We start from the raw sequence: 26,048 nt of genomic DNA, 5'->3' as shown, positions 1-26,048 counted from the left end.
GTCCGTCAGCTGGTCGGGGCGGCGGCCCGGCCGAGCGAGACGTCGACCATCTCGTCACGCGGGACGACCTTGATGCGCTCGCGGCCGGCCGCTGCGCCGAGCGCGAGCTCGTGCTCGTCGAGGTTGTGCCAGCCGTCGAGGTCCGTGTAGGCGACGCCGCGCTCGCGGAGCAGGGCCGGGACGGCCTCGGCGGAAGGGTCCTCGGGCGTCCACCAGGAGGCCTGGTCGTTGACGATGTGCTGCACGGTCTCCATCGCGTCGGACTTCGTGTGCCCGATGAGGCCGACCGGTCCGCGCTTGATCCACCCCGTCGCGTAGACGCCGGGGAGCTGCTGGCCGTCCTCGCCGAGGACCTGGCCCTCGCGGTTCGGGATGATCCCCTGGCGCTCGTCGAACGGCAGGCCGGGGAGGGGCGAGCCGAAGTACCCCACCGCGCGGTAGGCGGCCTGGATCGGGATCTCCCGGATCTCCCCCGTGCCCTCGACACCGCCCTCGCCGTTCGGCCGGGTGCGCTCGTACCGGATCGCGGCGACGTGGCCGTCCGCGTCACCGACGAGCTCGAGGGGCTTCGCGTAGAAGTGCAGGTGCAGACGACGGCTGGCCTGCCCGACCTCCCGCTCGCGCCACTGGTTCAGGACGCGGTTGATCACCATGACCTGCTTGTTCGTCTGGATCGCCGCGAGCGAGGCCTCGTCGTGGTCGAAGTCCTCGTCGTACACGACCATGTCGACGTCGCGGACCTCCCCGAGCTCGCGGAGCTCGAGCGGCGTGAACTTCACCTGCGCCGGACCGCGGCGGCCGAACACGTGGACGTCGGTGACGGGGCTCGTCTTGAGTCCCTCGTACACGTTGTCCGGGATCTCGGTGGGCAGGAGGTCGTCGGCGTGCTTCGCCAGGATCCGCGAGACGTCGAGGGCGACGTTGCCGTTGCCGATCACCGCGACGCTCTCCGCCGTGAGCGGCCAGGTGCGCGGGACGTCGGGGTGGCCGTCGAACCAGCTCACGAAGTCGGCGGCGCCGTACGAGCCCTCGAGGTCGATGCCGGGGATGTCGAGGTCGGCGTCCTTGATCGCGCCCGTCGAGAACACGACCGCGTTGTAGTGCTTCTTGAGGTCCTCGAGCGTGATGTCCTCGCCGAAGCGGACGTTGCCGAACAGCCGGACGACGCCGCGGTCGAGCACGTCGCGGAGGGCGTTGATGATGCCCTTGATGCGGGGGTGGTCCGGCGCGACCCCGTACCGGACGAGCCCGTACGGCGCGGGGAGCTGCTCGAAGAGGTCGATCGACACGTCGTGGCCGTGCGCCTCGCGGAGCAGGATGTCCGCGGCGTAGATGCCGGCGGGGCCGGCGCCGACGATGGCGAGTCGGAGGGTGGGCACTGATCGTCTCCAGTTCGTTCGGGTGGGGTGCTCCCGGGGTCGTGCGGCTCGTCGGTGCCGGTGGGCGCCGTCGAGCGGGTGTCAGCGGCTGCGGTCGACGACGGACTCCGCGAACCGGGTGAGCGCCTTCTTCACGGTGCCGTCGGGCAGCGGAGCGAGCGCGTCGACGGCCTCCTCGGCCCAGCGGACCGCGACGGCCCGGGTCGTGGCGGTCGCCTCGTGGTCGCGGAGGGCGGCGACCGCGGACTGGTAGGCCTCGGTGTCCACGGCGTCGTCGTCGGCGTCCCGGACGTCGTCCTCGATCCGGCGGAGCACGGCCGCGGCGTCGGGGTCGGTCGCGGCGAGCGCCCGGAGGTGGAGCAGCGGCAGCGTGTCGACGCCGGCACGGAGGTCGTTCCCCGCGATCTTGCCGGTGCGGTCGCCCGCCGGAGCCAGGTCGATGACGTCGTCCACGAGCTGGAAGGCCACGCCGACCTTCTCGCCGAAGACCGCGACCGGCTCGAGGTAGGCCCGGTCCGCCCCGGAGAAGAGGACACCAGCACGCGCGGCGGTCGCGATGAGCGAGCCGGTCTTGTCGCTGAGCACCTGGATGTAGTGCGCGACGGCGTCCTCGCCCTCGCGCGGGCCGGTCGTCTCGTGCAGCTGCCCCAGGCAGAGCCGCTGGAAGGTCTCGGCCTGCATCCGGATGCCCTCGACGCCGAGGTCGGCCGTGATGAGGCTCGCACGGGCGAAGAGCAGGTCCCCGGTGAGGATCGCGACGTTGTTGCCGTAGGTCACGTGCGCCGCGGGGACCCCGCGACGGACGGGCGCCTCGTCCATGACGTCGTCGTGGTACAGCGACGCGAGGTGGGTGGTCTCGATGCTCACGGCGGCCTTCACCACCTCGTCCGTGACGCCGCGGCCGAGCTGCGCGATGAGGAGCGTGAGCGTCGGCCGGATGCGCTTGCCACCGGCGGCGAGCAGGTACCGGCTCGTGGTGTCGGCCAGCGTGTCGGCCGAGTGCATCGCGGCCTCGAGCGCATGCTCGACGACCTCGAGCCCGTCGTCCACCGCGGTGATGAACCGTCGGTCGGCGGGGGACGCGAACAGCCGTTCGCCGATGCCCAGCGAGGCGCGGAGACTCGGTGCGCGACGTGCGACCGGGACGCTCGGGTTCAAGTGCTGCTCCGTACTCGGGGAGGGGATGGTTCAGCCGTCGTGGTCGGCGGCGTCGGTGCCCGGCTGGACGCGCGGCTGCTCACCGGTGGCCTGGTGGTCACGGCGGGCCTTCGCGCGACGGGCGACCGAGGCGCGGACCGTGCCCGCGACGGGCTTGCGGCCGCGGTGCAGTGCGACGATACCGGCCGTGAGGTTCCGGTAGGCGACCATCGTGAAGCCGACGCCCCGGAGCCACTGGCTGAGCACCTGCTGCTCGGGCCACGCGTCGATCGACTCCGCGAGGTAGCGGTAGGCGGCGGGGTTGCTCGACGACAGCTTCGCGACGCCGGGCAGCACCCGCTTGAGGTAGGTGCCGTACCCGAAGCGCAGGAGCGCGAGCGGCGGCGTGGAGAACTCGCAGATGACGACGCGGCCGCCGGGCTTGAGGACGCGGAGCATCTCGCCGAGCGCCTGCTGCGGGTCGTTGACGTTGCGGAGGCCGAAGGAGATCGAGACGGCGTCGAACGTGTCGTCGTCGAAGGGCAGCTGCTCGGCGTCCCCCTCGACGAACGTGATCTCGGGGTGGCGCTCACGGCCGACGCGGATCATGCCGGCGGACAGGTCGAGCGCCGTGACCTCCGCACCCTTCTTCGCGAAGGCCGCCGAGCTCGTCCCGGTGCCGGCGGCGATGTCCAGCACCTTCTCGCCCGGCTGCGGGTCGACCGCCCGGACCGTCGCGACGCGCCACAGCGGGGCGTTGCCCGCGGAGAGGATGTCGTTCGTGAGGTCGTACTTCGCCGCGACGTCGTCGAACATGGCCGCCACTTCGTCCGGCCGCTTGTTCAGGTCCGCTCTGCTCACCCGACCAATCCTAGAGGTCCGTGCCGGTGCGTTCCCGTGAGCGTGCGGCGCGTGGCCCGGACGCGACCGGCAGGGGTGCTGCGCGTACGATCGGTGCGTGCCCCGAACCACCACGGCCGCCCCGCCGCTGACGGTCTCGACCCGGATCCTCGACGACCCGGGCGACGTCCTCCGCCACACCCTGCACGACGCCCCGCTGGCCTTCGTCCGTGGTGGTGACGGGATCGTCGGGATCGGTGAGGCGCTGCGGTTCGAGTTCACGGGGCCGTCCCGGATGCGCGACGCCTCGGCCCTCTGGCGGGACGTCGTCGCGTCGGCCGAGGTCGACGACCCCGTGCAGCTCCGCGGCTCCGGCCTCGTCGCCTTCGGTGCCTTCGCGTTCGCGGACGACTCCGCCGACACGAGCGTGCTCATCGTCCCCCGCGTGGTCATCGGCCGTCGTCGCGGCAAGGCCTGGCTGACCGCCGTCGACACGACGCCCGCCCCGGCACCGCTGGCGTTCCGCCGGACCTCGGTGCCGGTCCCCCGCGTGGGCGGTCGCGTCCGGGTGGCGCTCACGCCCGGACGCATCGACGAGGACACCTACGCCCGCTCGGTCGCCGAGGCCGTCCGCCGCATCGGCGCCGGCGACGCCCGGAAGGTCGTCCTCGCCCGTGACCTCGTCGGCACGCTGCCGGAGGACGCCGACCAGCGCGCGCTCCTCCTCGACCTCGCCGAGGCCTACCCGCAGTGCGTGACCTTCGCCGTCGACGGGATCGTCGGAGCGACGCCCGAGACACTCGCCCGCACCGACGGCACGCGGGTGTCCGCGCGGGTGCTCGCCGGCAGCGCCGCACGCGGTGACGACCCGGTGTCGGACCGCGCCGCCGCCGAGGCCCTCGCGTCGAGCACGAAGGACGTCGAGGAGCACGCCTTCGCGATCGAGAGCCTGCTCGCCGCCCTCCGTCCCCTCGCCACCGACCTCCGCGCCGACCCGGAGCCGTTCCGGTTGCAGCTGCCGAACCTCTGGCACCTCGCGACCGACGTGCAGGCGACCCTGCCCGCGGGGACGACGTCGCTCGACGTCGCCGACGCCCTGCACCCGACCGCAGCCGTCGCGGGCACCCCGACCGACGTCGCCGTGCGGCTGGTCTCGGAGCTGGAGGGCGTCGACCGCGGACGCTACGCCGGGCCGGTCGGCTGGCTCGGCGCGAACGGCGACGGCGAGTGGATGCTCGCGCTCCGCAGCGCCCGCATCACCCCGGACCGGACGGTGCGGGCCTGGGCCGGTGCGGGCATCGTCGCGGGGTCGGTCCCGGAGCGCGAGGTCGCCGAGACCGCGTTGAAGTTCCGTCCGATCACCGACGCCCTCGCCTGACGGCCGGGCCACCCGCAGGACGGGAGGCGCGTGGCGGGCCGGCGCCGTGCCTCCAGGCCGTCACGACCCGCGCCCGACGGACGCGACCAGCGAGGCCACGCGGCCCACGCCGCTCAGTCAGCCAGCGGCACCTCGACGACGAGCCGCTCGGTCGGGTCCGTCAGCACCTGCTCGAGGTCGCCCCACGTCGCCGCACGCCGGTACTCCCACCCGAGCCCGGTGACCACCCGCTCGACGTCCACGTGCTGCGGCGTGCTCATCATGCGGGTCATGTCGGCCTCGGGCGTGGTGGCAGCGACCTCGAGCCCCCGGAAGATCGCCCCGCCGCCGTCGTTGCCGACGACCACCTGCACCCGGTGCGTGCGCTCCGCGGTCCCGGTGACGAAGGCCCCGAGGTCGTGCAGGAACGTGAGGTCCCCGACGAGCACGCGGGTCGTGCCGATCGAGGCGGACGACCGCTCGAGCGCCGCCGCGATGCCGAGCGCGGTCGACACGGTGCCGTCGATGCCTGCGAGTCCGCGGTTGGCGTGCACACGCAGCTTCTTGCCCGGGACCCGTCCGTCCGCGACGCGGATGAGCTGTGACGCGCCGAGCACGAGCCGGTCGTGCGGCCAGGTGACGCCCCACACGGCCTCGGCGAGCATCGCTCGGTCGACGGGGCGTCGGCGGAGCGCCACCTCGTCGCGGAGGAACCGGTTCCGCTCGGCGCGGTCGGGCGACCGCTTCGCGTCCAGGTCGGGTGCGGCGTCGCCCTCGCCGAGCAGCGCGCGGCTCGCGACCACCCAGCGGCCCACCCACGCGCGGTGCGCCGGGGTGGTGCGGCCGGTCACGTGGACGCCGGACACGACCGTGGTCGCCGCGTCCGGCCGGGAGGCACGGGCCGGGTCGTAGACGTCGGCTCCCGGTGCGCGGACCACGATCGTCTCGACGTCGGCCCGCTGCAGCAGCGTGGGGACCTCGCGGCTGAGCGTGGGGTGTCCGAGCACGACGGCGCGACGGACGGCGCCGCCGAACGCCGGGTCCTGCAGGAGCTGCCGGTAGGCGACGACGAGGTGCCGACCGAAGTGGGCCCCGCTCGACACCTCGGCGATGAGCGGTGCACCGAGCTCCCAGGCGATGCGTTCGGCGTCCTCACCGGCGTCGTGCCCGGCGATGACGACGGTCGCGGGCTCCTCGTCCGGTGTCAGCTCGGCGACGGGCAGGCCGGTGTGCTGTCGGCGCGCAGCGTACGCGGTGTCGACCTCGTCGTCGGGCACGGCCGCGACCGCACCGTCGGCGAGCCCGGCGGACAGGGGCTCGCGGAGGGCGACGTTGAGCTGCACCGGTCCGGGCTGGCCCTCGTGCCCGGACGCGGCGGCGACGGCCTGTCGGGCGAGCTCGCGAGTCGTGCGGTGGAGTTCGTCGGCGGGGGTGTCCGCGACCGGAGCCTGCACGTCGCGGACGAACGACACCGCGGGTCCGAAGATCCCCGGCTGGACGGTCGTCTGGTTGCTGCCGATGCCGCGGAGCTCGTCCGGGCGGTCGGCGCTCAGGACGATCATCGGGACGCCGGAGTGGTGCGCCTCGAGGACGGCCGGGTGCAGGTTCGCGACCGCCGTGCCGCTGGTCGTGACGACGGCGGCGGGGCGGCCGGTCTCGACCGCGAGGCCGAGCGCGAAGAACCCGGCCGTCCGCTCGTCGAGCCGCACGTGCACGGTGGCGCCACCAGCGCGCTCGAGTGCGACGGCCGCGAGCGCGAGGGCCTGCGACCGGGAGCCGGGGCTGACCACGACGTCCGTGACACCCGCACGCGCGAGTTCCTGCAGGAGCGCGACGGCGAAGTCGGTCGCCGGGCTGCGGCGCACGCCGGCGGTGTCGGCCGGCGCGCTGCTGGCCGGGTCGCGGTCAGCCGTCCTGGCGTCCGTCGTCGTCCCGGGCGTCCCGGTCGTGGAACTGGTCTTCGAGGTCTCGGAGGGTTGCGTCGTCCTGGTCCTTATCCGTGCGGGACCGCTCCGGGGGCGTGGGTCCGCCGCCGAGGAAGTCCGGGTCGTCTTCGGGTCCACGGTACCGCTGCGCGGGGCCCGGACCGGCGGGTGCCCGACCGAGCAGGAGCCAGAGGACACCGCCGACGACGGGGAGGACGATCACGAGCAGGACCCACACGCCGCGGCTCAGGGAACGCACGCGCTGGCGGGGCATCGTGGCGCAGTCGATCGCCGTCCACACCGTGAACGCCACGGCGGCGACGACGACGACGAGCCACAGTCGGACCATGCACGGAGTCTAGGCACGGCGCCTGTACAGCACCTGCCATCCGGAGCTTCGTACACTTGTCGCGTGAAAGCGTGGCTCCTCTACACCCTGGCCCGTCTCGGCGTCTTCGCGGCCGCCCTCGTGCTGCTGCTCGCCCTGACGCCGATGCGCTGGTACTGGGCCACGATCGTCGCAGCACTCGTGGGGCTGCTGGTGTCGTACATCGCCCTCGGGAAGCTCCGCCACCGGGTCGCACTGAGCCTGGCCGAGCGTCGACCGGGGCCGGCACACGACGCCGACACCGACTTCGAGGACGACTTCGTCGACGCCGCCGACGGTGAGGCCCCGCGCGAGCAGCCCGTCTCCGACGCCGATCGGCACGCCACCCGTCGCGACGACGCCTGACGCGCCCGCGGCGCCGCGGGCGCGTCGTGTTCGTGGAGCGAGCGCCGTCCGCACGACCGGAGTCACCCCGAACCGCGCGTTCCGCTGGTCCGGGGTGACTCCGGTTGTGCAACCGTGATTCGCGTCGCGGCGGCATCGCGTCGCGGCGGGCATCGCGGCGGGCGCACTCGCCCGTCGCGCTACGGCTGGACGGCGAGCGTGATGCCGAGCACCACGCCGTACGCGAGCGACGCGAACGACGAGAGCTGCAGCGCCGTGATCAGCTCGCGCGGCTTCCGCGTCGAGACCCCGATCACGAGGGCCGGGAGCGCGAGCAGCAGCGAGAAGTACGTCAGCCCGGTGCGGAAGTAGAGCAGCACGAACCAGAGCAGCACCACGTACGGGAGCATCAGGAACAGGCCGTACAGCGTGCGCGCGACCGTCCGGCCGAGCACCACCGCGAGGGTCTGCTTGCCGGCCGCCCGGTCCTCGTCGATGTCGCGGATGTTGTTCACCATGAGCACGGCGCAGGCGAAGAACCCGGCAGCGACGGCCGCCGCCCAGCCGCTCGTCGTCACCTGCTGGATCTGCGTGTACTGGGTCCCGAGCACGGCGACGAGGCCGAAGAACACGAACACGAACACCTCGCCGAGGGCGTTGTAGCCGTAGGGCCGCTTGCCGCCGGTGTAGAACCAGGCGGCGACGATCGCGGCCGCCCCGACGAGCAGGATCCACCAGAGGCCGGTCAGCACCACGATGACGAGTCCTGCGACGGCGGCGAGGCCGAAGAACGTCAGCGCGACGGTCAGCACCGTGCGGGGCTTCGCGATGCCGGCGCCGGTCAGTCGAGCGGGTCCGACCCGGTACTCGTCCGTCCCGCGCACGCCGTCGGAGTAGTCGTTGCTGTAGTTCACGCCGATCTGCAGGAACAGTGCCACGGCGAGGGCGAGGATGGCGATCGCGAGGTGCCCGTCCTTCGTCAGGTAGTCCCCGAAGTCGCCGGGGTCACCGCTGTCCACGAACGCGACGGCCGTGCCGAGCACCACCGGGACCACGCCGAGCGTCAGGGTCCGCAGGCGGGCGCCGCCGATCCAGTCGCGGGCGGTCGCCTTCCGCTGTCCGCCCCGCTGCAGGCCTGCGGCCTTCGCGGGGTTGCCACTCCGGCCCTTGGGACGGCTCTGCTGCTTCGATCGTGCCACGGCCGATCATCGTACCGGCGATCACCATGAGGACGACGACCGTACGTGCGCCCACGGCGTGGGTACCGGACGGGAGGCACGGATCGCCGGACCGGGTCGACCCGCCCGATCAGGTGGCCGGGTCGACGAGCGCGCGGAGCGCCCGGCGGTCCGGCTTGCCGGTCGCGAGCATCGGCAGGCGGTCGACCACCACCACGTCGGCCGGTCGGGCGGCGCGGCCGAGCACGGCGCCGACGGCTTCGCGGACGGTGTCGAGGTCCAGCGGACGGTCGGTCACCACCACCGGCACCTCGCCCCACTCCCCCGAGGTCCGTCGTGTGACGACCGCGCCGTCCTGGCCCGGCAGTCCGCGGACGATCCGTTCGACGGCGCCGAGCGGGACCTTCTCGCCGCCGGAGATCACGACGTCGTCGAGCCGACCGGTCACGCGGACCCGGCCGTCGACCACCGCGCCGGCGTCGCCCGTGCGGTACCAGCGCTGCCCGTCGAGCTCGGTGAACGCCCGCGACGTGCGCTCCTCGTCGCCGAGGTAGCCCTCGGCCAGCACCGGTCCCGCGAGCAGCAGTTCGCCGTCGTCGACCGTCGCGTGCACGGGGCCCAGCGGCGTGCCGTCGTACACGCACCCGCCGCTCGTCTCGCTCGCGCCGTAGGTCGTCACGATCCGCACCCCGGCGGACCGGGCACGCTCGCGCAGCGGCTCGGGCGTCGCCTGCCCGCCGACGAGCACCGCGTCGAAACCCGCGAGGGCCGCGGTGGCCCGCTCGTCGTCGAGCACCCGGGCGAGCTGGACCGGCACGAGCGAGGTGTACCGGTTCGGAGCCGAACGGTCGGTCACGAGCCGGTCCGCGGCGTCGGCGAAGGCCGCCGGGTCGAAGTGCCCTGGAGGCACGAAGACCGGCGTCGTCCCCGCGGTGATCGACCGCGTCAGGACGTTGATCCCGGCGATGTAGTGCACCGGCAGGGCGAGCAGCCAGTGTCCCGGTCCGCCGAGCGCCGCGTCGGTGGCGGCGGCCCCGGCGAGCAACGCCTCGGACGACAGCGCCACCCGCTTGCCCGTACCCGTGGACCCGCTCGTCTCGACCACCAGGGCGACCCGCCTGGGGACGTCGGCCGGAGGCGGCGTCGGCAGCGCTGGAGCACCTTCGGCGACGGGGAGCAGGGCGGGACCGCCGGCGAGTGCTGCCTCCAGGCCGCGCAGCACCGTGGAGGGGTCGGATGTGCCGAGCACGACGAGCGGGCGGGGCATCAGTAGTGCCAGGGGAAGGAGGTCCACTCGGGCTTGCGCTTCTCGAGGAACGAGTCGCGGCCCTCCACGGCCTCGTCGGTGCCGTAGGCGAGGCGCGTGGCCTCGCCCGCGAACACCTGCTGCCCGACCATGCCGTCGTCGACCGCGTTGAACGCGTACTTGAGCATCCGGATCGCCGTCGGCGACTTGCCGAGGACGATCTCGCCCCAGCGGATCGCCTCGCGCTCGAGGTCCTCGTGCGGGACGACCGCGTTCACGGCGCCCATCTCGTACGCGCGCTGGGCGGAGTACTCCTGGGCGAGGAAGAAGACCTCGCGGGCGAACTTCTGCCCGATCTGCTTCGCGTAGTAGGCGCTGCCGTACCCACCGTCGAACGACCCCACGTCGGCGTCGGTCTGCTTGAACCGGCCGTGCTCGGCGCTCGCGATCGTGAGGTCGCAGATCGCGTGCAGGGAGTGCCCGCCACCGGCCGCCCAGCCGGGCACCACCGCGATGACGACCTTCGGCATCATGCGGATGAGCCGCTGGACCTCGAGGATGTGCAGGCGCCCCATCGACGCCTGCGCCGCAGCCGGGTCGACGCCCTCGGGCGGTGCGCCCTCGTCGCCGACGTACTGGTAGCCGCTCCGGCCACGGATGCGCTGGTCACCGCCGGAGCAGAACGCCCAGCCGCCGTCCTTCGGGCTCGGGCCGTTGCCGGTGAGCAGCACGACACCGACCCGAGGGTCCTGCCGTGCGTCGTCGAGGGCACGGTAGAGCTCGTCGACCGTGCGGGGGCGGAAGGCGTTCCGGACCTCGGGACGGTCGAACGCGACGCGGACGATCCCCTGCGAGACGTGCTTGTGGTACGTGATGTCGGTGAAGTGCTCCGCGATCGGAGCCTCGGTCCAGACGTCGGGATCGAACAGGTCGGAGACGGGGGCAGGCATGCCTCCAACGTACCGCCGGGCTACCGGTGCGCTGCCCGTGGTCTGCCGATGGTCTGCGGTGCTCCGCGGGTGCTCCACCGGTCAGGTCGCGCTGCCGCCCATGTCCGTGAGGAGCTCCGGCGCCACGACGACGATCAGGACGATGAGGATCACCGGGTTGGCGAGGAACGCCACCACGACACCGATCGCCCCGTACCAGCGGCCGAGCGAGCCGACCGCCGCGATAAACCCGAGGACCGCGGCGACGAGGGTCAGGAACACCGTCACGAAGCAGATGCCGAACGCGAAGGTGGTGTCGCCGCCGACGAACACGGCGAAGGCGCTCGCGTCGATGGCGGCGCAGACCACGGCGAGGCCGAGGGCGATCTTGCCGACCAGGGGGTTGCGACGACGACGGGTGGCACCGCTGGCGGTGCGGACGTCCACGGTGTTCCGCTGCATGAGCCGGGCGAACTCGTCGGTCTGACCGGTCGAGCGCGCGGCTCCGGTCGAGCGGGCCTGGACGGCACCACCACGCTGCAGCTGGGTCTGCGTCCGGGCGGCGGAGCGGGCCTGCGTTGTCCGCTGCTGTTCGGCTGCTCGGGGTTGCGCTGCCCGTTGCGGCTGCGCTGCCCGCTGTTGCTGCGTCGTCCGCTGCTGCTGGCCCGTCCGCTGCTGCTGGCCCGTCCGCTGCTGCTGCGCTGCGGTGGCGCGCTGCTGCGGAGTCGCACCGCGTGGTGCTGCTCCTCGCTGCGGATCCGGCGACACCGAGCCTCCCTCTACGTCGGTCGTCCGGCGGGCTCGGGCCCCGCCGACGTCTGCGCCGACCGAGGCCGACCGTCGCATGCTAGTGCGCCGCGCTGGCGGTCCCCTCCGAACAACCGGGGGGCACCCTGGACGCCCCTGGGAGGATGGTCATCGTGCTCCCCGACCTCGCTGAACTCCTCGCCGACGCCCACGTGGTGTCCCTACCGATGCGCGTCCGGTTCCGCGGGATCACCACCCGCGAGGCCGTCGTCCTCCGCGGCCCCGAGGGGTGGACGGAGTTCTCGCCCTTCGTCGAGTACGACGACGCCGAAGCAGCCGCGTGGCTCCGTGCCACCGTCGACTTCGGGTGGACCGCGCACGAGGCAGCGTCCGACTCCGTGCCGGTGAACGCCACCGTGCCCGCGATCCGTGCCGCGCAGGTCGCCGAGCTGCTCGCCCGCTACCCCGGCTGCACGACCGCCAAGGTCAAGGTCGCCGAGCCCGGCACGACCCTGGACGACGACGTCGCACGCGTCGCCGAGGTCCGACGGGTGATGGGCCCGGACGCCGCCGTCCGGGTCGACGCGAACGGCCTCTGGTCCGTCGAACAGGCAGCCGTCGCGCTGGAGCGGCTCGCGGTGTTCGACCTGCAGTACGCCGAGCAGCCGGTGGCGAGCGTCCCGGAGCTCGCCGAGCTGCGGTCGCGGATCGACGGCCTCGGCGTCCGGATCGCGGCGGACGAGAGCGTCCGCAAGGCCTCCGACCCGCTCGCCGTCGCCCGGGCCGGGGCCGCCGACGTCCTCGTGGTGAAGGCGCAGCCGCTCGGTGGCGTGACGGCCGCTGCTGCGATCGTCGCCGATGCCGGGCTCCCCTGTGTGGTCTCGAGTGCGCTCGACACCTCGGTCGGACTCGGGATGGGTGCGTTCCTCGCGGCACGCTCGATGGCCCCCGGGTTCGCGGCCGGCCTCGGGACGGCGGCGATGTTCGCGGCGGACGTCTCGGCCGACGCGCTGCTCCCCGTCGACGGGCGGATCGCGGTGCGGCGGGTCGACGTCGACCGGGGCTCGCTCGAACGGCACGCGGCGTCGCCCGAGCGGACCGCGTGGTGGCTCGACCGCGTCCGTCGTGTGCACGCCGTGCTCGCCGCCTGACCGGCACGCGGCTCGCGGGGCCGGTCACGACACCCCGCTCACGACCGACCACCGGTCGCGGAACGTCGATGTCCGGACGCCGGTGCGACCGTTCGTGACCGCGTGAGCGCGCACAGCCGGGGAGTCGTGACCGGATCCCGCCGACGGCCGGACTGAGCGCGCCGAACGCACGCACAGGACGACGGGAGGCGCGGTGCCAGCTGGCACCGCGCCTCCCGTCGGGTGGCGCGTCAGCGCCCCACACTCACAGGCCCGAGTAGCTGTGCAGGCCCTTGAAGAAGACGTTGACGACGGAGAAGTTGAACATCACCGCACCGAAACCGATGAGCGCCAGCCACGACGAGCGTGCGCCACGCCAGCCGCGGGTCGCCCGAGCGTGGATGTAGCCGGCGTAGAGGACCCAGATGATGAAGGTCCAGACCTCTTTCGTGTCCCAGCCCCAGTAGCGGCCCCAGGCCCGCTCGGCCCAGATCGCACCGGCGATGAGCGTGAAGGTCCAGAGGACGAAGCCGACGAGGATGACCCGGTAGCTGAGGACCTCGAGCCGGTCGGCGTCGGGCAGCGTCTCCATGAAGCGCAGCTTCTTCGAGACCGGACGGCCCTGGCGGTAGGTCTGCACGAGCTGCGACACCGCGAGCCCGGCACCCAGGGCGAAGAACCCGGTGCCGGCGATGGCGACGAACACGTGGATGACGAGCCAGTACGACTGGAGCGCGGCCACGAGCGGGACGACGGGGACGTAGTAGTTGACCGTCGCGACGCCGAGCAGGATGAGCGTGAGACCGGAGATGAACACGCCGAGGAACTTGAGGTTCTGCCAGAGCTGCACCCCGAGGAAGATCAGCACGATGAGTGCCGTCCCCGTGAGGGAGAACTCGAACATGTTGCCCCACGGCACGCGGTCCGCAGCGATGCCCCGGAGCACGACGGCGCCGATGTGCAGGATGACCCCGAGGATCATCATCGCCATGCCGACGCGCTCGAACTTCGTCCCGCGCTTCGTCGGGTCGGCCGGGGTGCCGGCGTCCACCTTCTCGAGCACGACCGTGCCGCCGCGGACCGTCGCGACGGTCTCGGCGGGGGCAGCGGCGGACGGGGCCGCAGCGGTGGCCTCACCCGCTGCGACGTTGCCCGCGCGCTTCGCCATGTCGAGCGCGAACGCGATGAACGCGATGACGTACACGGCCATCGCCGAGTACGTCAGGACGACCGAGTAGCTGGCCAGAGTCGCGGTCATGTTCACTGGGGCATCCTAACGCCGAGGTCTGACACGTGCCGCTTGGCGATCTCCGCGACCGCACGTTCGAGGTTGGGGTCCTCACCGCGGGCGAGCCCCGCGTACTCGAGGTCGTACTCGCCGTGCTCGGCGCCCTGCCGCGGGACGGCCTTCACCCACACGCGGCGGCGGGGCACGAACAGCGAGGTGAGGAGGCCCAGGGTCGAGAGCAGCGCGAAGCCGCCGACCCAGAGCTGCGACGGGTCGTGGTGCACGTCGAGGGAGACGTAGCGCTTCACCCCGTCGAACGTGATCGACCCGGCGCCGTCCGGGAGCCGCTTCGTCTGGCCCGGCTTCAGCTGGACCGAGGCCGTGTCCGCGCGGGTGCCCGCGATCTCCTTCAGCCCGCTGGTGTCGAGCGTGTAGACGCTCTGCGGGACGCCGTCGTCGAGACCGAGGTCGCCCGTGTAGACCTGCAGGCTGAGCAGCGGGTTCTCGGTGTCCGGGTACGTGCTGGTGAACGCGCCCGTCGACATCTCCTGCGCCGTCGGGTAGAAGAAGCCCTGGATCCCGAGCTGGTCGGGCTTCGCGTCCGGCACCTTGATGACGCCGACCGACGTGTAGTTCGCGTCCTGCGGCAGGAACGGCACGACGTCCTTGAACGCCACGTTGCCCTTGCCGTCCCGGACCGTCACCTGCATCGCGTAGCCGTTGCCGAGCAGGTACACGTTCGTCCCGCCGATCGAGACCGGGTCGTTCACGCCGAGCCGCTGGGTCTTCGTCTGGCCGCTCTTCGTCGTCGTCGTGACGGTGGCGTCGTAGTCGAGCGCCTGTCCGAGGGCGTTGAGGTTCTTCTCCTCGTACTTCGTCACGAACTTGTCGAGCTTGAGGTTGTAGCCCTGCAGGTCGGACTGCTGGAACCACCGTCCGGGGTTGAAGGAGTCGTACGCCACGAGGCTGTTCGAGAAGGTCTGACCCTCGACGAGCAGGCGCTGACCGGTGAACCCGAAACCACCGCCGACGCCGACGGCGAGGAGCACCCCGACGAGGGCGGCGTGGAAGACGAGGTTGCCGGTCTCACGCAGGTAGCCGCGCTCCGCGCTCACCGAGTCGCCGAAGCGCTCGACGCGGTAGCCGGAGCGCTTGAGGACGGCCATGGCGCGCGTCACCGCGTGGTCGACGGACGGGAGGCTCGTGGCGGCGTCCGCGCCGTCGGCCCCCGTCCCGACGCTGGTCGCGTCCACCGGCACCGACTGGAAGCCCGCGAGTCGGCCGAGCCGGACTGGGGTCTTCGGCGGCCGGGTGCGCAGCGCCTGCCAGTGGTGCTTCGTGCGCGGGACGATGCACCCGATCAGCGACACGAACAGGAGCAGGTAGATCGCCGAGAACCACACGGACGTGTAGGTGTCGAAGACCTGGAGCTTGTCGAGCACCGGGTAGAGCGCGGGGTGGTCCGACTTGTACTGCACGACGCCGTTCGGGTCGGCGGTGCGCTGCGGGACGAGCGAGCCCGGGATGGCCGCGAGCGCGAGCAGCATCAGCAGGAACAGCGCCGTGCGCATGCTCGTCAGCTGACGCCAGAAGAACCGGAGGTACCCGACGAGGCCGAGCTTCGGCTGCGCGACGTCGGCGCCACCCGACGCCGTCCGCTCGCGTGGCGCCGGGGCGCTGTCGACGTGGTCGGAGGGCCGCTGCGGGTCGGAGACGAGGTCGGTGCCCTCCTGCGCGTCGGTCGCCGCGTCCTGCGCGTCGGCGCCGTCCTGCGCGGCGGCGCCGTCCTGCGCTGCCGTGCCGTCGTGGTCAGACTGCCGGGACAAAGCTCTGGATCACCGCCCCGAGGCTCGACATGACGGCCGACCAGATGCCGGTGACCATGAGCAGACCGATGACGATCAGGATCGCTCCTCCGATGATGTTGACGGTGCGCATGTGGCGCTTCACGGCGCGGATCGCCCCGGTCGCCCAGCCGGCACCGAGCGCGACGAGGACGAACGGGATGCCGAGGCCGAGGCAGTACGCGACACCGAGCCACATCCCCTGCCAGGCGCTGCCCGACTGCACGCTGAGCAGGTTGATCGCGGCGAGGGTCGGGCCGAGGCACGGTGTCCAGCCCAGGCCGAACACGATGCCGAGCAGCGGCGCGCCGACCAGCCCGGTCGCGGGCGTCCAGCTCGGCTTGATCGTGCGCTGCATGAAGGTGAAGCGGCCCACGAAGACGAGCCCCATGAGGATGACGACGACGCCGAGCACCTGCGTGATGAGGTCGCGCCACCGGACGAGCCAGAACCCGAGCGCGCCGAAGACGGTCGTGTAGGCGACGAAGACCGCGGTGAACCCGAGGATGAACAGCAGCACACCGAGGACGACCCGCCCCTTGCGCTGCCCGCCCTCCGCGACGCCGCCGACGTACCCGAGGTAGCCCGGGACGAGCGGCAGGACGCACGGCGAGAGGAACGACACGAGTCCCGCGAGCGCCGCAACGGGCAGCGCGACGGCCATCTGGCCGCTGAGGATCGCGTCGGCGAAGGGGTTGCTGGCCACGGTCAGGAGGCCTTGGCCTTCCCGGTCAGCTCGTCGCTGACCAGGGTGTCGAGGATGCCGGGGCCGTCCACCGCGCCGAGGACGCGGGCAGCGACGCGGCCTTCCTTGTCGAGGACGATCGTGGCGGGGACCGCGTTCGGCGCGACCTGACCGGACATCGCCAACTGCATGGAGCCCGTGCCGGCGTCGAGCACGGTCGGGTAGTCGGTCCCGAACGTGCGCTCGAACGCCTCGGCGGTGGCCTGCTCGTCGCGGACGTTCACGCCGATGAACTGGACCTGGTCGGTGGAGTACTTCGCCTCGACCGTGTTGAGGTACTTCGCCTCGGCACGGCACGGCGGGCAGCTGGCGTACCAGAAGTTGACGACGACGACCTTGCCCTTGAGGGCCTTCGACGACAGTCGCGCCCCGGTCATGCTCGTCACGTCGAACGAGATCGGGTCGGTGCGCTTGTCCACGGCGACCTCGGTCACCGCGCCGTTGCCGGAGATGTAGTTCTGCGTGGTCCCGTTGCCGTACTGCTTCGTGAGCGCGTCGTTGCTCGACGAGCACCCGGCGAGGGCGAGCGCGGCGATGACCGCCGTCGCCGCCACCGTCGCGAGTCGCTTGCTGGTGGTCCTCACACTGCTCCTTCGTCGATCGCGGTCTCCCGGAGCCGTTCGGCAGGGTCCGCGTACCCGACCTCGGCGAAGCGACCGGTCGGCGTGGCGGGCACACGCTCGAGGGTCGTGATGCTGGAGAGGTCACACCGCCGCTGCCGCGGGTCGTGCCACAGGTGCTCTCCGGCGAGACGACGGTGCACCATCCAGATGGGCAACTGGTGACTGACGAGGACGACGTCGCCCTCGTCGACGCTCTCCCAGGCCGTGGCGACGGCCGCGAGCATGCGGTTGGCGATCGACTCGTAGGCCTCGCCCCAGCTCGGGCGGAAGGGGTTCGCGATCCACGGCCACTCGGCCGGACGCCCGATCGAGCGCTTCGTGAACCCCGGGGGCTGCCCCTCGTACCGGTTCGTCGGCTCGATGAGGCGCTCGTCGAGGGCGACCTCGAGTCCGTAGGCGTCCGCCCAGGGCGCCGCGGACTCCTGCGTGCGCTGCAGCGGTGAGGCGACGATGCGCCGGACGTCGACACCAGCGTCGTGCCACGCCGTTGCCGACGCGGCCGCCATCTGCTTGCCGAGGTCGCTCAGCCCGAAGCCCGGGAGCCGCCCGTAGAGGACACGGCCGGGGTTGTGCACCTCGCCGTGACGGACGAGGTGGACTCGGGTCGCGGGCATGGCCTCCAGTCTAGGTCGCCCGGACGCTCCCACCCCCCGCCCAGGGGATTCACGGCTGCGGGGACGTTCAGCCGAGCGTTCAGCCGAGGTGGCCGGACAGGCGCCCGTGGATGGCGACCGAACCGGTGTTGAGGTTCTCCACCCGGACGGTCGAGCCGTGCTGCGCGTACCGCTGTTCGACGCCGTCGAGCGCGGCCACGGTGCTCGCGTCGAAGACGTGCGCGTCGGTCATGTCGACGACGACGTGCTCGGGGTCCTCGGCGTAGGAGAACCGGGTCACGAGGTCGTTCGAGCTCGCGAAGAAGAGCGCGCCCCGCACCCGGTACCGGACGGTGCGCTCGTCCACGGGCTCGCGGACGACCGTCACCACGTGGGCTGCTCGGCGGGCGAAGACCAGCGCGGCAGCCACGACCCCGACGAGTACGCCCGTCGCGAGGTTGTCCGTCACGACCACGACCACGACCGTCAGCACCATGACGACGGTCTCGCCGAGCGGCATCCGACGCAGGGTGTTCGGCCGGATGCTGTGCCAGTCGAAGGTCGCGACGCAGACCATGACCATGACCGCGGTGAGCGCCGCCATCGGGATCTGCGCCACGAGGTCGTGCAGGACGATGGTCAGCACGAGCACGGAGACGCCCGCGACGAACGTCGAGATCCGGGTCCGAGCGCCGGCGGTCTTCACGTTGATGACGGTCTGGCCGATCATCGCGCAGCCGCCGGTCCCGCCGAAGAACGCCGACGCGATGTTCGCGACACCCTGCCCCCACGACTCCCGCCACCCGCTCGACCCGGTCTCGGTGATCGCGTCGACGAGCTGGGCGGTGAGCAGGGTCTCGATCAGCCCGACCACCGCCATGCCGACGGCGTACGGCGCGATGATCTGCAGCGTCTCGAACGTGACCGGGACCGTGACGCCGTTGAACCCGGGGAGTGCCGTCGGCAGGGCACCCTCGTCGCCGACGGTCGGCACCGCGACGCCGAACACGATCGTGATCGCGGTGATCACGACGACCGCGACGAGGGGCGCGGGGACGGCCTTCGTCAGGAACGGGAAGCCGACGATCACCGCGATGCCGAGGGCCGTCAGCGGCCACACCACGAACGGTACGTCGCGGCCGAACAGGTTCGGCAACTGTGCGGTGAAGATGAGGATCGCGAGGGCGTTCACGAACGCCACGTTCACGCTCCGCGGGATGAACCGCATGAGCCGCGCCACCCCGAGCAGACCGAGGACGATCTGGACGACGCCGCCGAGGAGGACCGCGGGCACCAGGTAGGCGATGCCGTGGTCGCGGACGAGCGGAGCGATGACCAGCGCGACCGACCCCGCGGCGGCGGACACCATCGCCGGACGGCCGCCGACGATCGCGATCACGACGGCGATCACGACGCTGGAGAACAGACCGACCGCGGGATCGACGCCGGCGACGACCGAGAAGGAGATCGCCTCCGGGATGAGGGCGAGTGCCGTCACGACGCCGGCGAGGACCTCACGGGTGAGCAGGCGTGGGGAACGGAGTGCCCCGAGGACGGTGGCGGGCGTCGGGGCGTGCAGGATCGCGGTCATCGTCCGCAACCCTACCCTCACGTGAGGGTAGGGTCGGTACGCTGGACCCGTGGAGACGATGCACATCGGGGAGCTGGCCGACCGGGCCGGCATGTCCCTGCGCACGATCCGGCACTACGACGAGGTCGGGCTGCTCGTGCCGAGCGGACGCACCACCGGTGGGTTCCGCGTCTACACCGCGGAGGACCTCGAACGACTGCTGGTCATCCGTCGCATGAAGCCCCTGGGGTTCACCCTCGACGAGATGGCGGAGCTGCTGCGGGTCGTCGATGCGCTCCGCACCCGGGCGACCGATGACGAACCGGCCCTGGCCGCACGGTTGGACGAGTTCCTGGAGGACGCGCGGGCCCGACACGCGAAGCTCGTCGAGCGCGCCGGCATGGCCGAGGAGTTCATCGGCACGCTCGGTTCACTCCGCGCTTCGCTCCCCTGAGCCGGCCACCACGTCGCCCTCGGCCAACACCCTCGCGCGCATCGCACGACGTGCCAGGTCCATCCGGAGCTCTCCCTCCTCGACGTGCAGTTGCCATTCGATCGAGCGTCGCTGCGCCCACTCCCACAGGTCCTCACCCGGGTCGGGTCCGACATCAGGACGCGGGTGTGCTCCGGTCCGCGGCTCCGGCCGGACCAGTTCGCTCCACGCTCGGCGTAGTCGACCGGTCACCTTCGTCCCCTTCCGTCGATCAAGAGTTCCTCCAACACCTTCGCAGCCGGTTCCTCACCGCGAGGCACCTTCTGCATCTCGTACATCGCCTTCGCGAGACCTCGACCGATCTCGCGCCGTCCGACATCGCGGTCCGAGATGAGCTCGAACACCACTGTGAGTCGACTCCACTAGCGGTCACGCTCTTCTCGCGCGACGTTCCGCCGCCACCGCAGGACGACCCAGACGCCCCCGACCACTGCGACGACCAACGTCAGCCCGGTGGTCACGACCGCCGCGACCGCCGTCGCCACCGCCGCAGGCGGCCAGGCCGCGAGCCCCTCCGTCCCTGCCGTCACGGGACCTCCCCGAACTCGCGACCCGGCCACGTCGACGACGCTACGGATCCGCACGCGGCGATCCGTGCCTCCCGGCAGACCTGTGGAGGGACGGAGCCGGCCCACCCGCTGTGGAGGAGCGGCCACGGAGCGAGCCGGTTAGACTCGACCCCCGTGATCGAACGCACCCGCATCGCCGAACTCGCCGCGCTCCCCGACGGCCCCGTCTCCGTCGCCGGATGGGTCGAGACCGTCCGAGACCAGAAGAAGGTGCAGTTCGTCGTCCTCCGCGACGAGACCGGCGCCGCGCAGCTCGTCAACCCCGCCACTCGTGAGGCCGAGGACGGCGACGACGCGGCGCAGGCAGCACTGGCGATCACGAACGAGATCTCCGGGCTCGCCCACGGCACGTTCGTGCACGTCCAGGGCACGCTGAAGCACGACGAGCGCGTCAAGCTCGGCGGGCTCGAGGTCAAGGTCGGTTCGCTCGAGGTCGTGAGCGCCGCCATCCCCGAGACGCCGATCGCGGACGACTCGTCGCTCGACAAGCGGCTCGACTGGCGCTTCCTCGACCTCCGCAACCGCAAGCAGAACCTCATCTTCCGCATCCAGACGACGATGGAGCACGCGTTCCGCTCGTACTGGGTCGACCGCGACTACATCGAGATCCACACGCCGAAGCTCATGGCCTCCGCCTCCGAGTCGCGCGCCGAGCTCTTCCAGCTCGAGTACTTCGAGACCACCGCGTACCTGGCGCAGTCGCCGCAGAACTTCAAGCAGATGGCCCAGCCGGCCGGGTTCGGCGCCGTGTTCGAGATCGCCGACGCCTTCCGCGCCGACCCCTCGTTCACGAGCCGGCACGCGACCGAGTTCACGAGCGTCGACGCCGAGATCTCCTGGGTGGAGTCGCACCAGGACGTCATGGCCATGCACGAGGAGGTCCTCGTCGCCGGCTTCACCGCCGTCAAGGAGAAGTACGGCACGGAGATCGAGGACGTCTTCGGCTTCGAGTTCGTCGTGCCGACCGCTCCGTTCCCACGCGTGACCCTGGCCGAGGCCCGCAAGATCGTCGCCGACAGCGGCTACGACGTGGTGCGCGCCGACGGCGACCTCGACCCGGAGGGCGAGCGTCGCGTGAGTGCCTGGGCGAAGGAGACGCACGGCTCCGAGTTCGTGTTCGTCACCGACTACGACGCGTCGATCCGGCCGTACTACCACATGCGCCACGAGGACGACCCGACGCTCACGAACAGCTACGACCTGCTGTTCAACGGCGCGGAGATCTCCACCGGCGCCCAGCGCGAGCACCGGGTCGACCGGCTCGCGGCCCAGGCCGAGGAGAAGGGTCTCGACACCGCCGAGATCGACTGGTACCTCGACTTCTTCCGCTACGGCGTCCCGCCGCACGGCGGCTTCGGCATGGGCCTCGCCCGAGTGCTGATGCTCGCGCTGCACGAGCCGTCGATCCGCGAGGTCACGTACCTCTTCCGCGGACCGACGCGCCTCACCCCGTAGGCGGAGCCGCCCGCGCGGACGCTGCACACGAGAACGGCCCCCTCCCGATCGGGAGGGGGCCGTTCCGGTCCGGAAGGGTCGGCGCGATCAGCCGGGAGGCGCGGCTCAGCTCCGCCAGTCGATGGCGGCCCGCCCCGTGACCAGTCCGCGGATCTCCGCTGCCGCGGCCTGGTGGTCCGGGTGGACCTGGTACGCGTCGAGCCCGTCGAGGTCGTCGAAGGTCGCGACCACGGCGAGGTCGGAGTTCTTGTCGGGGTAGGCGACGTTCTCGACGACCTCGAGCGAGCGGATCGACGACACGGTGCCGACGAGCCCCGTGAGGAGTTCGCGGACGCGGGCGATCGAGGCGTCGCGGTCGACGTCCTCGCGGAGGGTCCAGGCGACGACGTGGTGGATCATGCGGAGGCCTCTGCCTTCTCGAGGGCACGGCGCAGCCGATCGGCGTCGACGTGCCAGTTGCTGTGGACACGCCCGTCGACCAGGACGACCGGGATGTCCTCGGCGTACTCCTCGCGGAGGGCGTCGTCGTCGAGGATCGACCGTTCCTGCAGTGTCACACCGGGATGTTCGGCGACGACCCGCTCGACGATGGGTCGGGCGTCGTCGCAGAGGTGGCATCCGGGTTTCGTCAGGAGGGTCACGGCGGGCATGGGGTCAGCGTACCCGGCGGCGTCCGAAGCCCTCCGGCGTGCGCGGCGTACACAGGCCGGCCGTGACGTGCTGGGGAACACGAAAGCCCCGGCGGACCGGGGCTTCGGGTGCAAGTACTCGACTTACTTCTTGTTGCGACGCTGGTGACGCGTCTTGCGAAGGAGCTTGCGGTGCTTCTTCTTCGCCATGCGCTTGCGGCGCTTCTTGATGACAGAACCCATAGTGGACCTCGCTCGGAACGATGCTGATGTGTGGACACCGCGCCCGTCGGGACCGCGGAAAATCAACCCGGCCGAGTCTAGCGGAGCGCGCCGGTCCTGTCGAACACAGCGGCCGCACCCGGCGCGGTGGGGTGCTCAGCCGACGTCGGCGATGCCCCCGCGCAGGACGTCGGCGACCGCCGACTCCGGGACGCGGAAGGACCGACCGAAGCGGATGGCCGGGAGCTCCCCGGCGTGCACCATGCGGTAGACGGTCATCTTCGAGACGCGCATCATCTCCGCGACCTCGGCCACGGTGAGGAAGCGCACGTCGTCGAAACTGCCGGTCATGATCCGCCTTCGGGAGACTCGTGCGGGACGACGGGCGTCTTACGCACGGGTTGGGTGTGGCCTGTGTGGTCTCTGATCACTGTAGAGGCCGGTGGGAACACCTGTCCAGGCACACGGTCACGACTCGGCTACGGTCGTCGACGAGCCCGCGGCACGGACGCCGACGAGCCCGCGGCACGGACGTCGACGAGCGCGCAGCACGGACGCCGACGAGCCCGCGGCACGGACGTCGACGAACGGGCGCGCTCAGTCCTCGTCGCCGCGACGGGTGAAGCGCTTCCGGCCGCGGTCGACCACGCGCTCCCAACCCTGCTGCGCCCCCGTGAGCGCCGCCGAAGCCCGGTAGGACGCCTCGGCCATCACGCGACCGAGCTCCGTGCCGACCTCGACCGTGGCCTTGCCCGCGGCGCCGTTCCGTCGCACCGAGACCGGTTGTCCGTCCGGCGTCCACGCGGTCGTGGCCGGGGTGCCGTCGGCGTCGACCGCGCCCGTGAACGACAGCACCCACTCCTCGACCGGCAGCAACGGCTCCGGGTCGAGGCGGTAGAAGCGGTGCTGCCCCTCCTCGCGACTGGACACGAGGCCGATGTCGCGGAGCACCCGGAGGTGCTTCGACACGGTGGGCTGGCTGACGCCGAGCTTCTCGACGAGCTGACCGACGCTGAGCTCCCCACCGGTGACGTCGGAGCCGTACGCGGCGAGGAGTGCTCCGAGCAGCTCGCGTCGGGTCGGGTCCGCCACGACGGAGAAGATGTCGGCCATGGGACAAGGCTATCCGCCCCGTCACGGATGTACCATGCCATCCGACCCGCCCATGTCCCCGGAGGCATACGACGATGCTGGACCACACGGAAGAGTTGCGCGTGGGCCCGTCGACCTCGCGGCGTCGCCTGAGCCAGGTCGGAGCGGTCCTCCGAGCGAGTCCGTCGCGGCTGGCGATCCTCGTGTTCCTGGCGCTGATCTTCGTCTTCACGTCGCTCTTCATGACGCCGTGGGCCGCCGCGGACGGGCGCCCCACACACTTCTCCGACGCGCTCTTCACGGCGGCGTCCGTGGTGTGCGTCACCGGGCTCGCGACCGTCGACATGGCGACGCACTGGTCGGTGTTCGGCAAGGTCGTCATCGTCGTCGGCACCCAGATCGGCGCGGTCGGGGTGCTCACGTTCGCGTCGATCCTCGGCCTCGTGGTGACCCGGCGTCTCGGTCTCCGGGCGAAGCTCATGGCCGCCGGGGACTCGAACCCGCTCCGCACCCACCACGGCGCCGTACCGGAGGGGCAGGCCGTGCGGCTCGGTGAGGTCGGCACGCTGCTCGCGACGGTCGCGGTGAGCACGCTGACCATCGAGATCGCGGTCGGCCTGCTGCTCCTGCCGTCCGTGCTCGTCGCGGGCTACCCGTTCTGGACCGCGGTCGGCGACGCGTTCTACTACGCCGCGATGGCCTTCACGAACACCGGCTTCTCCCCCAACGCCGAGGGACTGGCGCCGTTCGCGAACGACTACTGGTTCCTGACGCTCATCATGATCGCGGTCGTCGCGGGCTCGATCGGGTTCCCGGTCATCCGGACGATCACGAAGCAGTTCCGCACGCCGCGCCGCTGGTCCCTGCACGTCAAGCTCACCCTCGTCACGAGCGCCGTGCTGCTCGTCGTCGGCGCGGTCGTCTACACGGCGCTCGAGGCGTCCAACAAGGCGACACTCGGCGAGGCCGGTGCCGGACACACGGCGTTCCAGGCGCTGTTCTTCTCGACCATGACCCGCTCGGGCGGCTTCGCCACCATCGACGTCGAGCAGATGCACGGAGCGAGCCTGCTCGTCACGGACATGCTCATGTTCATCGGCGGGGGCTCGGCCTCGACCGCCGGCGGCATCAAGGTGACGACACTCGCGGTGCTGTTCCTCGCCGCTGTGGCCGAGGCCCGTGGCCGGCAGAGCATGGAGGCGTTCGGCCGTCGGATCCCGAGCGACGTGCTCCGTGTCGCGGTCGCCGTCGTGCTCTGGGGCGCGACGATCGTCGCCGTCGCCACGATCGCCCTGCTGCAGATCACACGCGACTCGCTCGACCGCGTCCTCTTCGAGGTCATCTCGGCGTTCGCCACGTGCGGGCTCTCGTCCGGCATCTCCGCCGAGCTCCCGGAGGCGGGCAAGTACGTGCTCGCCGCCACGATGTTCCTCGGCCGGGTCGGTACAGTGACGATCGCCGCAGCCCTCGCCGCCAGCCAGAGCCGGCAGTTGTTCCGCCGTCCCGAGGAGAGGCCGATCGTTGGCTGACCGCACCCGTGCACCGTTGCCGTCCACCCACCCGCTCGCGGGTGCCGTCAGCCACGACGCCCCGGTCCTGGTGATCGGGCTCGGTCGCTTCGGTGCCGCGACCGCGGGGCAGCTCGAGCGGCAGCACCGCGAGGTCCTCGTGGTCGACACGGACGCGGGGCTCGTGCAGAAGTGGTCCGACCGGGTGACGCACGCGGTCCAGGCGGACGCCACCGACATGGACGCCCTCCGCCAGATCGGCGCGCAGGACTTCGCGATCGCCGTCGTCGGGGTCGGCTCCGACCTGGAGTCGAGCGTGCTCATCACGGCGAACCTCGTCGACCTCGGCATCCCGCAGATCTGGGCGAAGGCCATCAGCCGCTCGCACGGCGTGATCCTGTCCCGCATCGGCGCGAACCACGTCGTCTACCCGGAGCGCGAGGCCGGCGAGCGGACGGCGCACCTGGTGTCCGGTCGCATGCTCGACTTCATCCAGTTCGACGAGGACTTCGCCGTCGTCAAGATGTTCCCGCCGCGGGCCGTGCGCGGGAAGGACCTCGCCACGACGGTCATCCGCACGCGCTTCGGTCTCACGGTGCTCGGCATCAAGACGCCGGGTCAGGCGTTCGTGCCCGCCACGCCCGAGAGCATCATCGGCGAGGACGACGTCATCATCGTCTCCGGCGCCACGGCCGACCTGGAGCGCTTCGCAGCGGTGGAGTGAGCTGGTCGGGTCGCGGTTCCTCGACCGGTCCCGTGACGGCCGGGAGGCGCGGGGCGGGCCCCCCCCCCCCCCCCCCGCCCCCCGGGGGGGGGGCCCCCCGCCCCCCCCCCCCCCCGCCGCGCCCCCCCCCGCCCCCCCCCTCGCCGCCCGCCGCGCCGGCCCCACCGTCCGCG

Annotated in this window: 29 protein-coding genes; 7 read left to right on the top strand and 22 right to left on the bottom strand. The window is 71.9% G+C overall.

The genetic code is table 11. From position 1 onward, the window contains the following. Positions 1 to 5 precede the first annotated feature (5 nt). From ACIPYW_RS10465 to ACIPYW_RS10455, 3 genes are all read right to left on the bottom strand, one after another. Positions 6 to 1,379: an FAD-dependent oxidoreductase gene (locus ACIPYW_RS10465; RefSeq protein ID WP_400413127.1), complete on the bottom strand. Its 1,374-nt coding sequence runs from the start codon at positions 1,377 to 1,379 to the stop codon at positions 6 to 8. 81 nt (positions 1,380 to 1,460) lie between these two features. After that, positions 1,461 to 2,537 carry a polyprenyl synthetase family protein gene (locus tag ACIPYW_RS10460; protein WP_290131212.1) on the bottom strand — a complete coding sequence of 359 codons (1,077 nt, stop codon included), beginning with the start codon at positions 2,535 to 2,537 and terminating at the stop codon, positions 1,461 to 1,463. Between the two features lie 30 nt (positions 2,538 to 2,567). Next, positions 2,568 to 3,377 carry a demethylmenaquinone methyltransferase gene (locus ACIPYW_RS10455; protein ID WP_400413123.1) on the bottom strand — a complete coding sequence of 270 codons (810 nt, stop codon included), beginning with the start codon at positions 3,375 to 3,377 and terminating at the stop codon, positions 2,568 to 2,570. A gap of 97 nt (positions 3,378 to 3,474) precedes the next feature. Here ACIPYW_RS10455 and ACIPYW_RS10450 point away from each other — a divergent pair, with 97 nt between their 5' ends. Next, positions 3,475 to 4,734 (top strand): isochorismate synthase MenF, encoded by a 1,260-nt coding sequence (locus ACIPYW_RS10450; protein WP_400413121.1) that lies wholly within the window; start codon positions 3,475 to 3,477, stop codon positions 4,732 to 4,734. Positions 4,735 to 4,847: 113 nt separating this feature from the next. On the opposite strand, the gene menD is transcribed toward ACIPYW_RS10450, so the two are convergent. Next, positions 4,848 to 6,578 (bottom strand): 2-succinyl-5-enolpyruvyl-6-hydroxy-3-cyclohexene-1-carboxylic-acid synthase, encoded by a 1,731-nt coding sequence (gene menD, locus ACIPYW_RS10445; protein WP_400413119.1) that lies wholly within the window; start codon positions 6,576 to 6,578, stop codon positions 4,848 to 4,850. A 40-nt stretch (positions 6,579 to 6,618) separates the two neighbouring features. Then, positions 6,619 to 6,987 carry a PLDc N-terminal domain-containing protein gene (locus ACIPYW_RS10440; RefSeq protein ID WP_400413116.1) on the bottom strand — a complete coding sequence of 123 codons (369 nt, stop codon included), beginning with the start codon at positions 6,985 to 6,987 and terminating at the stop codon, positions 6,619 to 6,621. A gap of 63 nt (positions 6,988 to 7,050) precedes the next feature. On the opposite strand from ACIPYW_RS10440, the gene ACIPYW_RS10435 reads away from it, so the two are divergent. Continuing rightward, positions 7,051 to 7,371 (top strand): DUF4229 domain-containing protein, encoded by a 321-nt coding sequence (locus ACIPYW_RS10435; RefSeq protein ID WP_400413114.1) that lies wholly within the window; start codon positions 7,051 to 7,053, stop codon positions 7,369 to 7,371. Between the two features lie 179 nt (positions 7,372 to 7,550). Here the strand turns inward: ACIPYW_RS10435 and ACIPYW_RS10430 are convergent, their stop codons facing one another. From ACIPYW_RS10430 to ACIPYW_RS10415, 4 genes are all read right to left on the bottom strand, one after another. Next, positions 7,551 to 8,549, bottom strand: a complete 999-nt coding sequence (locus tag ACIPYW_RS10430) for a 1,4-dihydroxy-2-naphthoate polyprenyltransferase (RefSeq protein ID WP_400413111.1) — start codon at positions 8,547 to 8,549, stop codon at positions 7,551 to 7,553. 109 nt (positions 8,550 to 8,658) lie between these two features. After that, complete coding sequence (locus ACIPYW_RS10425) at positions 8,659 to 9,795, bottom strand: AMP-binding protein (RefSeq protein ID WP_400413109.1); 1,137 nt, start codon at positions 9,793 to 9,795, stop codon at positions 8,659 to 8,661. Continuing rightward, entirely contained in the window at positions 9,795 to 10,724 is a 930-nt protein-coding gene (locus tag ACIPYW_RS10420; protein WP_290131204.1) for a 1,4-dihydroxy-2-naphthoyl-CoA synthase, read from the bottom strand. Before ACIPYW_RS10420 ends, ACIPYW_RS10425 begins: the two co-directional genes overlap by 1 nt. Positions 10,725 to 10,805: 81 nt before the next feature. Continuing rightward, the gene (locus ACIPYW_RS10415) at positions 10,806 to 11,471 is read right to left on the bottom strand and encodes a hypothetical protein (protein ID WP_400413106.1); all 666 of its coding nucleotides are present in this window, start codon (positions 11,469 to 11,471) and stop codon (positions 10,806 to 10,808) included. Positions 11,472 to 11,614: 143 nt separating this feature from the next. Here ACIPYW_RS10415 and ACIPYW_RS10410 point away from each other — a divergent pair, with 143 nt between their 5' ends. Continuing rightward, positions 11,615 to 12,601 (top strand): o-succinylbenzoate synthase, encoded by a 987-nt coding sequence (locus ACIPYW_RS10410; protein ID WP_400413103.1) that lies wholly within the window; start codon positions 11,615 to 11,617, stop codon positions 12,599 to 12,601. A 244-nt stretch (positions 12,602 to 12,845) separates the two neighbouring features. Here the strand turns inward: ACIPYW_RS10410 and ccsB are convergent, their stop codons facing one another. The 6 genes from ccsB to ACIPYW_RS10380 all read right to left on the bottom strand — a co-directional run bounded on the left by ccsB (position 12,846) and on the right by ACIPYW_RS10380 (position 19,204). Then, positions 12,846 to 13,838: a c-type cytochrome biogenesis protein CcsB gene (ccsB, locus tag ACIPYW_RS10405; RefSeq protein WP_400413100.1), complete on the bottom strand. Its 993-nt coding sequence runs from the start codon at positions 13,836 to 13,838 to the stop codon at positions 12,846 to 12,848. A gap of 2 nt (positions 13,839 to 13,840) precedes the next feature. Continuing rightward, entirely contained in the window at positions 13,841 to 15,634 is a 1,794-nt protein-coding gene (locus ACIPYW_RS10400; RefSeq protein WP_400413098.1) for a cytochrome c biogenesis protein ResB, read from the bottom strand. Then, the gene (locus tag ACIPYW_RS10395; protein ID WP_400413594.1) at positions 15,618 to 16,316 is read right to left on the bottom strand and encodes a cytochrome c biogenesis CcdA family protein; all 699 of its coding nucleotides are present in this window, start codon (positions 16,314 to 16,316) and stop codon (positions 15,618 to 15,620) included. Before ACIPYW_RS10395 ends, ACIPYW_RS10400 begins: the two co-directional genes overlap by 17 nt. A gap of 44 nt (positions 16,317 to 16,360) precedes the next feature. Beyond that, entirely contained in the window at positions 16,361 to 16,981 is a 621-nt protein-coding gene (locus ACIPYW_RS10390) for a TlpA family protein disulfide reductase (protein ID WP_400413095.1), read from the bottom strand. Beyond that, positions 16,978 to 17,634, bottom strand: a complete 657-nt coding sequence (locus tag ACIPYW_RS10385) for a histidine phosphatase family protein (RefSeq protein WP_400413092.1) — start codon at positions 17,632 to 17,634, stop codon at positions 16,978 to 16,980. Before ACIPYW_RS10385 ends, ACIPYW_RS10390 begins: the two co-directional genes overlap by 4 nt. Before the next feature lie 79 nt (positions 17,635 to 17,713). Continuing rightward, complete coding sequence (locus ACIPYW_RS10380) at positions 17,714 to 19,204, bottom strand: SulP family inorganic anion transporter (protein WP_400413090.1); 1,491 nt, start codon at positions 19,202 to 19,204, stop codon at positions 17,714 to 17,716. Between the two features lie 58 nt (positions 19,205 to 19,262). Here ACIPYW_RS10380 and ACIPYW_RS10375 point away from each other — a divergent pair, with 58 nt between their 5' ends. Then, on the top strand, positions 19,263 to 19,637 hold the full coding sequence (locus ACIPYW_RS10375) for a MerR family transcriptional regulator (RefSeq protein WP_400413592.1): 375 nt from the start codon (positions 19,263 to 19,265) through the stop codon (positions 19,635 to 19,637). A gap of 227 nt (positions 19,638 to 19,864) precedes the next feature. Here the strand turns inward: ACIPYW_RS10375 and ACIPYW_RS10370 are convergent, their stop codons facing one another. Continuing rightward, positions 19,865 to 20,020 (bottom strand): hypothetical protein, encoded by a 156-nt coding sequence (locus ACIPYW_RS10370; protein WP_400413087.1) that lies wholly within the window; start codon positions 20,018 to 20,020, stop codon positions 19,865 to 19,867. A gap of 18 nt (positions 20,021 to 20,038) precedes the next feature. Continuing rightward, entirely contained in the window at positions 20,039 to 20,206 is a 168-nt protein-coding gene (locus tag ACIPYW_RS10365; protein ID WP_400413085.1) for a hypothetical protein, read from the bottom strand. 153 nt (positions 20,207 to 20,359) lie between these two features. On the opposite strand from ACIPYW_RS10365, the gene aspS reads away from it, so the two are divergent. After that, on the top strand, positions 20,360 to 21,700 hold the full coding sequence (gene aspS, locus ACIPYW_RS10360; protein WP_400413082.1) for an aspartate--tRNA(Asn) ligase: 1,341 nt from the start codon (positions 20,360 to 20,362) through the stop codon (positions 21,698 to 21,700). A gap of 105 nt (positions 21,701 to 21,805) precedes the next feature. Here the strand turns inward: aspS and ACIPYW_RS10355 are convergent, their stop codons facing one another. From ACIPYW_RS10355 to ACIPYW_RS10335, 5 genes are all read right to left on the bottom strand, one after another. After that, positions 21,806 to 22,099 carry a Dabb family protein gene (locus ACIPYW_RS10355; protein WP_290131195.1) on the bottom strand — a complete coding sequence of 98 codons (294 nt, stop codon included), beginning with the start codon at positions 22,097 to 22,099 and terminating at the stop codon, positions 21,806 to 21,808. Further along, positions 22,096 to 22,350 carry a glutaredoxin family protein gene (locus tag ACIPYW_RS10350; protein WP_400413079.1) on the bottom strand — a complete coding sequence of 85 codons (255 nt, stop codon included), beginning with the start codon at positions 22,348 to 22,350 and terminating at the stop codon, positions 22,096 to 22,098. The genes ACIPYW_RS10355 and ACIPYW_RS10350 overlap by 4 nt, the downstream gene beginning before the upstream one ends. 123 nt (positions 22,351 to 22,473) lie before the next feature. Continuing rightward, positions 22,474 to 22,572 (bottom strand): 30S ribosomal protein bS22, encoded by a 99-nt coding sequence (locus tag ACIPYW_RS10345; protein WP_003792170.1) that lies wholly within the window; start codon positions 22,570 to 22,572, stop codon positions 22,474 to 22,476. A gap of 135 nt (positions 22,573 to 22,707) precedes the next feature. Then, positions 22,708 to 22,902, bottom strand: coding sequence for a helix-turn-helix domain-containing protein (locus tag ACIPYW_RS10340; RefSeq protein WP_022902482.1), 195 nt, complete (start codon positions 22,900 to 22,902; stop codon positions 22,708 to 22,710). Between the two features lie 246 nt (positions 22,903 to 23,148). After that, on the bottom strand, positions 23,149 to 23,664 hold the full coding sequence (locus ACIPYW_RS10335) for a helix-turn-helix transcriptional regulator (RefSeq protein WP_290131193.1): 516 nt from the start codon (positions 23,662 to 23,664) through the stop codon (positions 23,149 to 23,151). 74 nt (positions 23,665 to 23,738) lie between these two features. Here ACIPYW_RS10335 and ACIPYW_RS10330 point away from each other — a divergent pair, with 74 nt between their 5' ends. After that, positions 23,739 to 25,172, top strand: coding sequence for a TrkH family potassium uptake protein (locus tag ACIPYW_RS10330; protein ID WP_400413075.1), 1,434 nt, complete (start codon positions 23,739 to 23,741; stop codon positions 25,170 to 25,172). Between the two features lie 16 nt (positions 25,173 to 25,188). Then, positions 25,189 to 25,875, top strand: a complete 687-nt coding sequence (locus ACIPYW_RS10325; protein ID WP_290134208.1) for a TrkA family potassium uptake protein — start codon at positions 25,189 to 25,191, stop codon at positions 25,873 to 25,875. The last annotated feature ends 173 nt before the right edge of the window (positions 25,876 to 26,048 follow it).

The organism is Curtobacterium sp. NPDC089689 (genome assembly GCF_044749145.1).
Lineage (GTDB): Bacteria > Actinomycetota > Actinomycetes > Actinomycetales > Microbacteriaceae > Curtobacterium.
The sequence above is the reverse complement of the archived record's forward strand: the minus strand, read 5'-3'. Positions and strand labels throughout refer to the sequence as shown.

What these genes read in the sequence shown, in the direction of transcription:
- ACIPYW_RS10440 (WP_400413116.1), bottom strand. Translation starts at nt 6,987, where the DNA reads ATGGTCCGACTGTGGCTCGTCGTCGTCGTCGCCGCCGTGGCGTTCACG.
- ACIPYW_RS10425 (WP_400413109.1), bottom strand. Translation starts at nt 9,795, where the DNA reads ATGCCCCGCCCGCTCGTCGTGCTCGGCACATCCGACCCCTCCACGGTG.
- ACIPYW_RS10420 (WP_290131204.1), bottom strand. Translation starts at nt 10,724, where the DNA reads ATGCCTGCCCCCGTCTCCGACCTGTTCGATCCCGACGTCTGGACCGAG.
- ACIPYW_RS10410 (WP_400413103.1), top strand. Translation starts at nt 11,615, where the DNA reads ATGGTCATCGTGCTCCCCGACCTCGCTGAACTCCTCGCCGACGCCCAC.
- ccsB (WP_400413100.1), bottom strand. Translation starts at nt 13,838, where the DNA reads ATGACCGCGACTCTGGCCAGCTACTCGGTCGTCCTGACGTACTCGGCG.
- ACIPYW_RS10395 (WP_400413594.1), bottom strand. Translation starts at nt 16,316, where the DNA reads ATGGCCGTCGCGCTGCCCGTTGCGGCGCTCGCGGGACTCGTGTCGTTC.
- ACIPYW_RS10385 (WP_400413092.1), bottom strand. Translation starts at nt 17,634, where the DNA reads ATGCCCGCGACCCGAGTCCACCTCGTCCGTCACGGCGAGGTGCACAAC.
- ACIPYW_RS10380 (WP_400413090.1), bottom strand. Translation starts at nt 19,204, where the DNA reads ATGACCGCGATCCTGCACGCCCCGACGCCCGCCACCGTCCTCGGGGCA.
- ACIPYW_RS10375 (WP_400413592.1), top strand. Translation starts at nt 19,263, where the DNA reads ATGCACATCGGGGAGCTGGCCGACCGGGCCGGCATGTCCCTGCGCACG.
- ACIPYW_RS10355 (WP_290131195.1), bottom strand. Translation starts at nt 22,099, where the DNA reads ATGATCCACCACGTCGTCGCCTGGACCCTCCGCGAGGACGTCGACCGC.
- ACIPYW_RS10350 (WP_400413079.1), bottom strand. Translation starts at nt 22,350, where the DNA reads ATGCCCGCCGTGACCCTCCTGACGAAACCCGGATGCCACCTCTGCGAC.
- ACIPYW_RS10345 (WP_003792170.1), bottom strand. Translation starts at nt 22,572, where the DNA reads ATGGGTTCTGTCATCAAGAAGCGCCGCAAGCGCATGGCGAAGAAGAAG.
- ACIPYW_RS10340 (WP_022902482.1), bottom strand. Translation starts at nt 22,902, where the DNA reads ATGACCGGCAGTTTCGACGACGTGCGCTTCCTCACCGTGGCCGAGGTC.
- ACIPYW_RS10335 (WP_290131193.1), bottom strand. Translation starts at nt 23,664, where the DNA reads ATGGCCGACATCTTCTCCGTCGTGGCGGACCCGACCCGACGCGAGCTG.
- ACIPYW_RS10330 (WP_400413075.1), top strand. Translation starts at nt 23,739, where the DNA reads ATGCTGGACCACACGGAAGAGTTGCGCGTGGGCCCGTCGACCTCGCGG.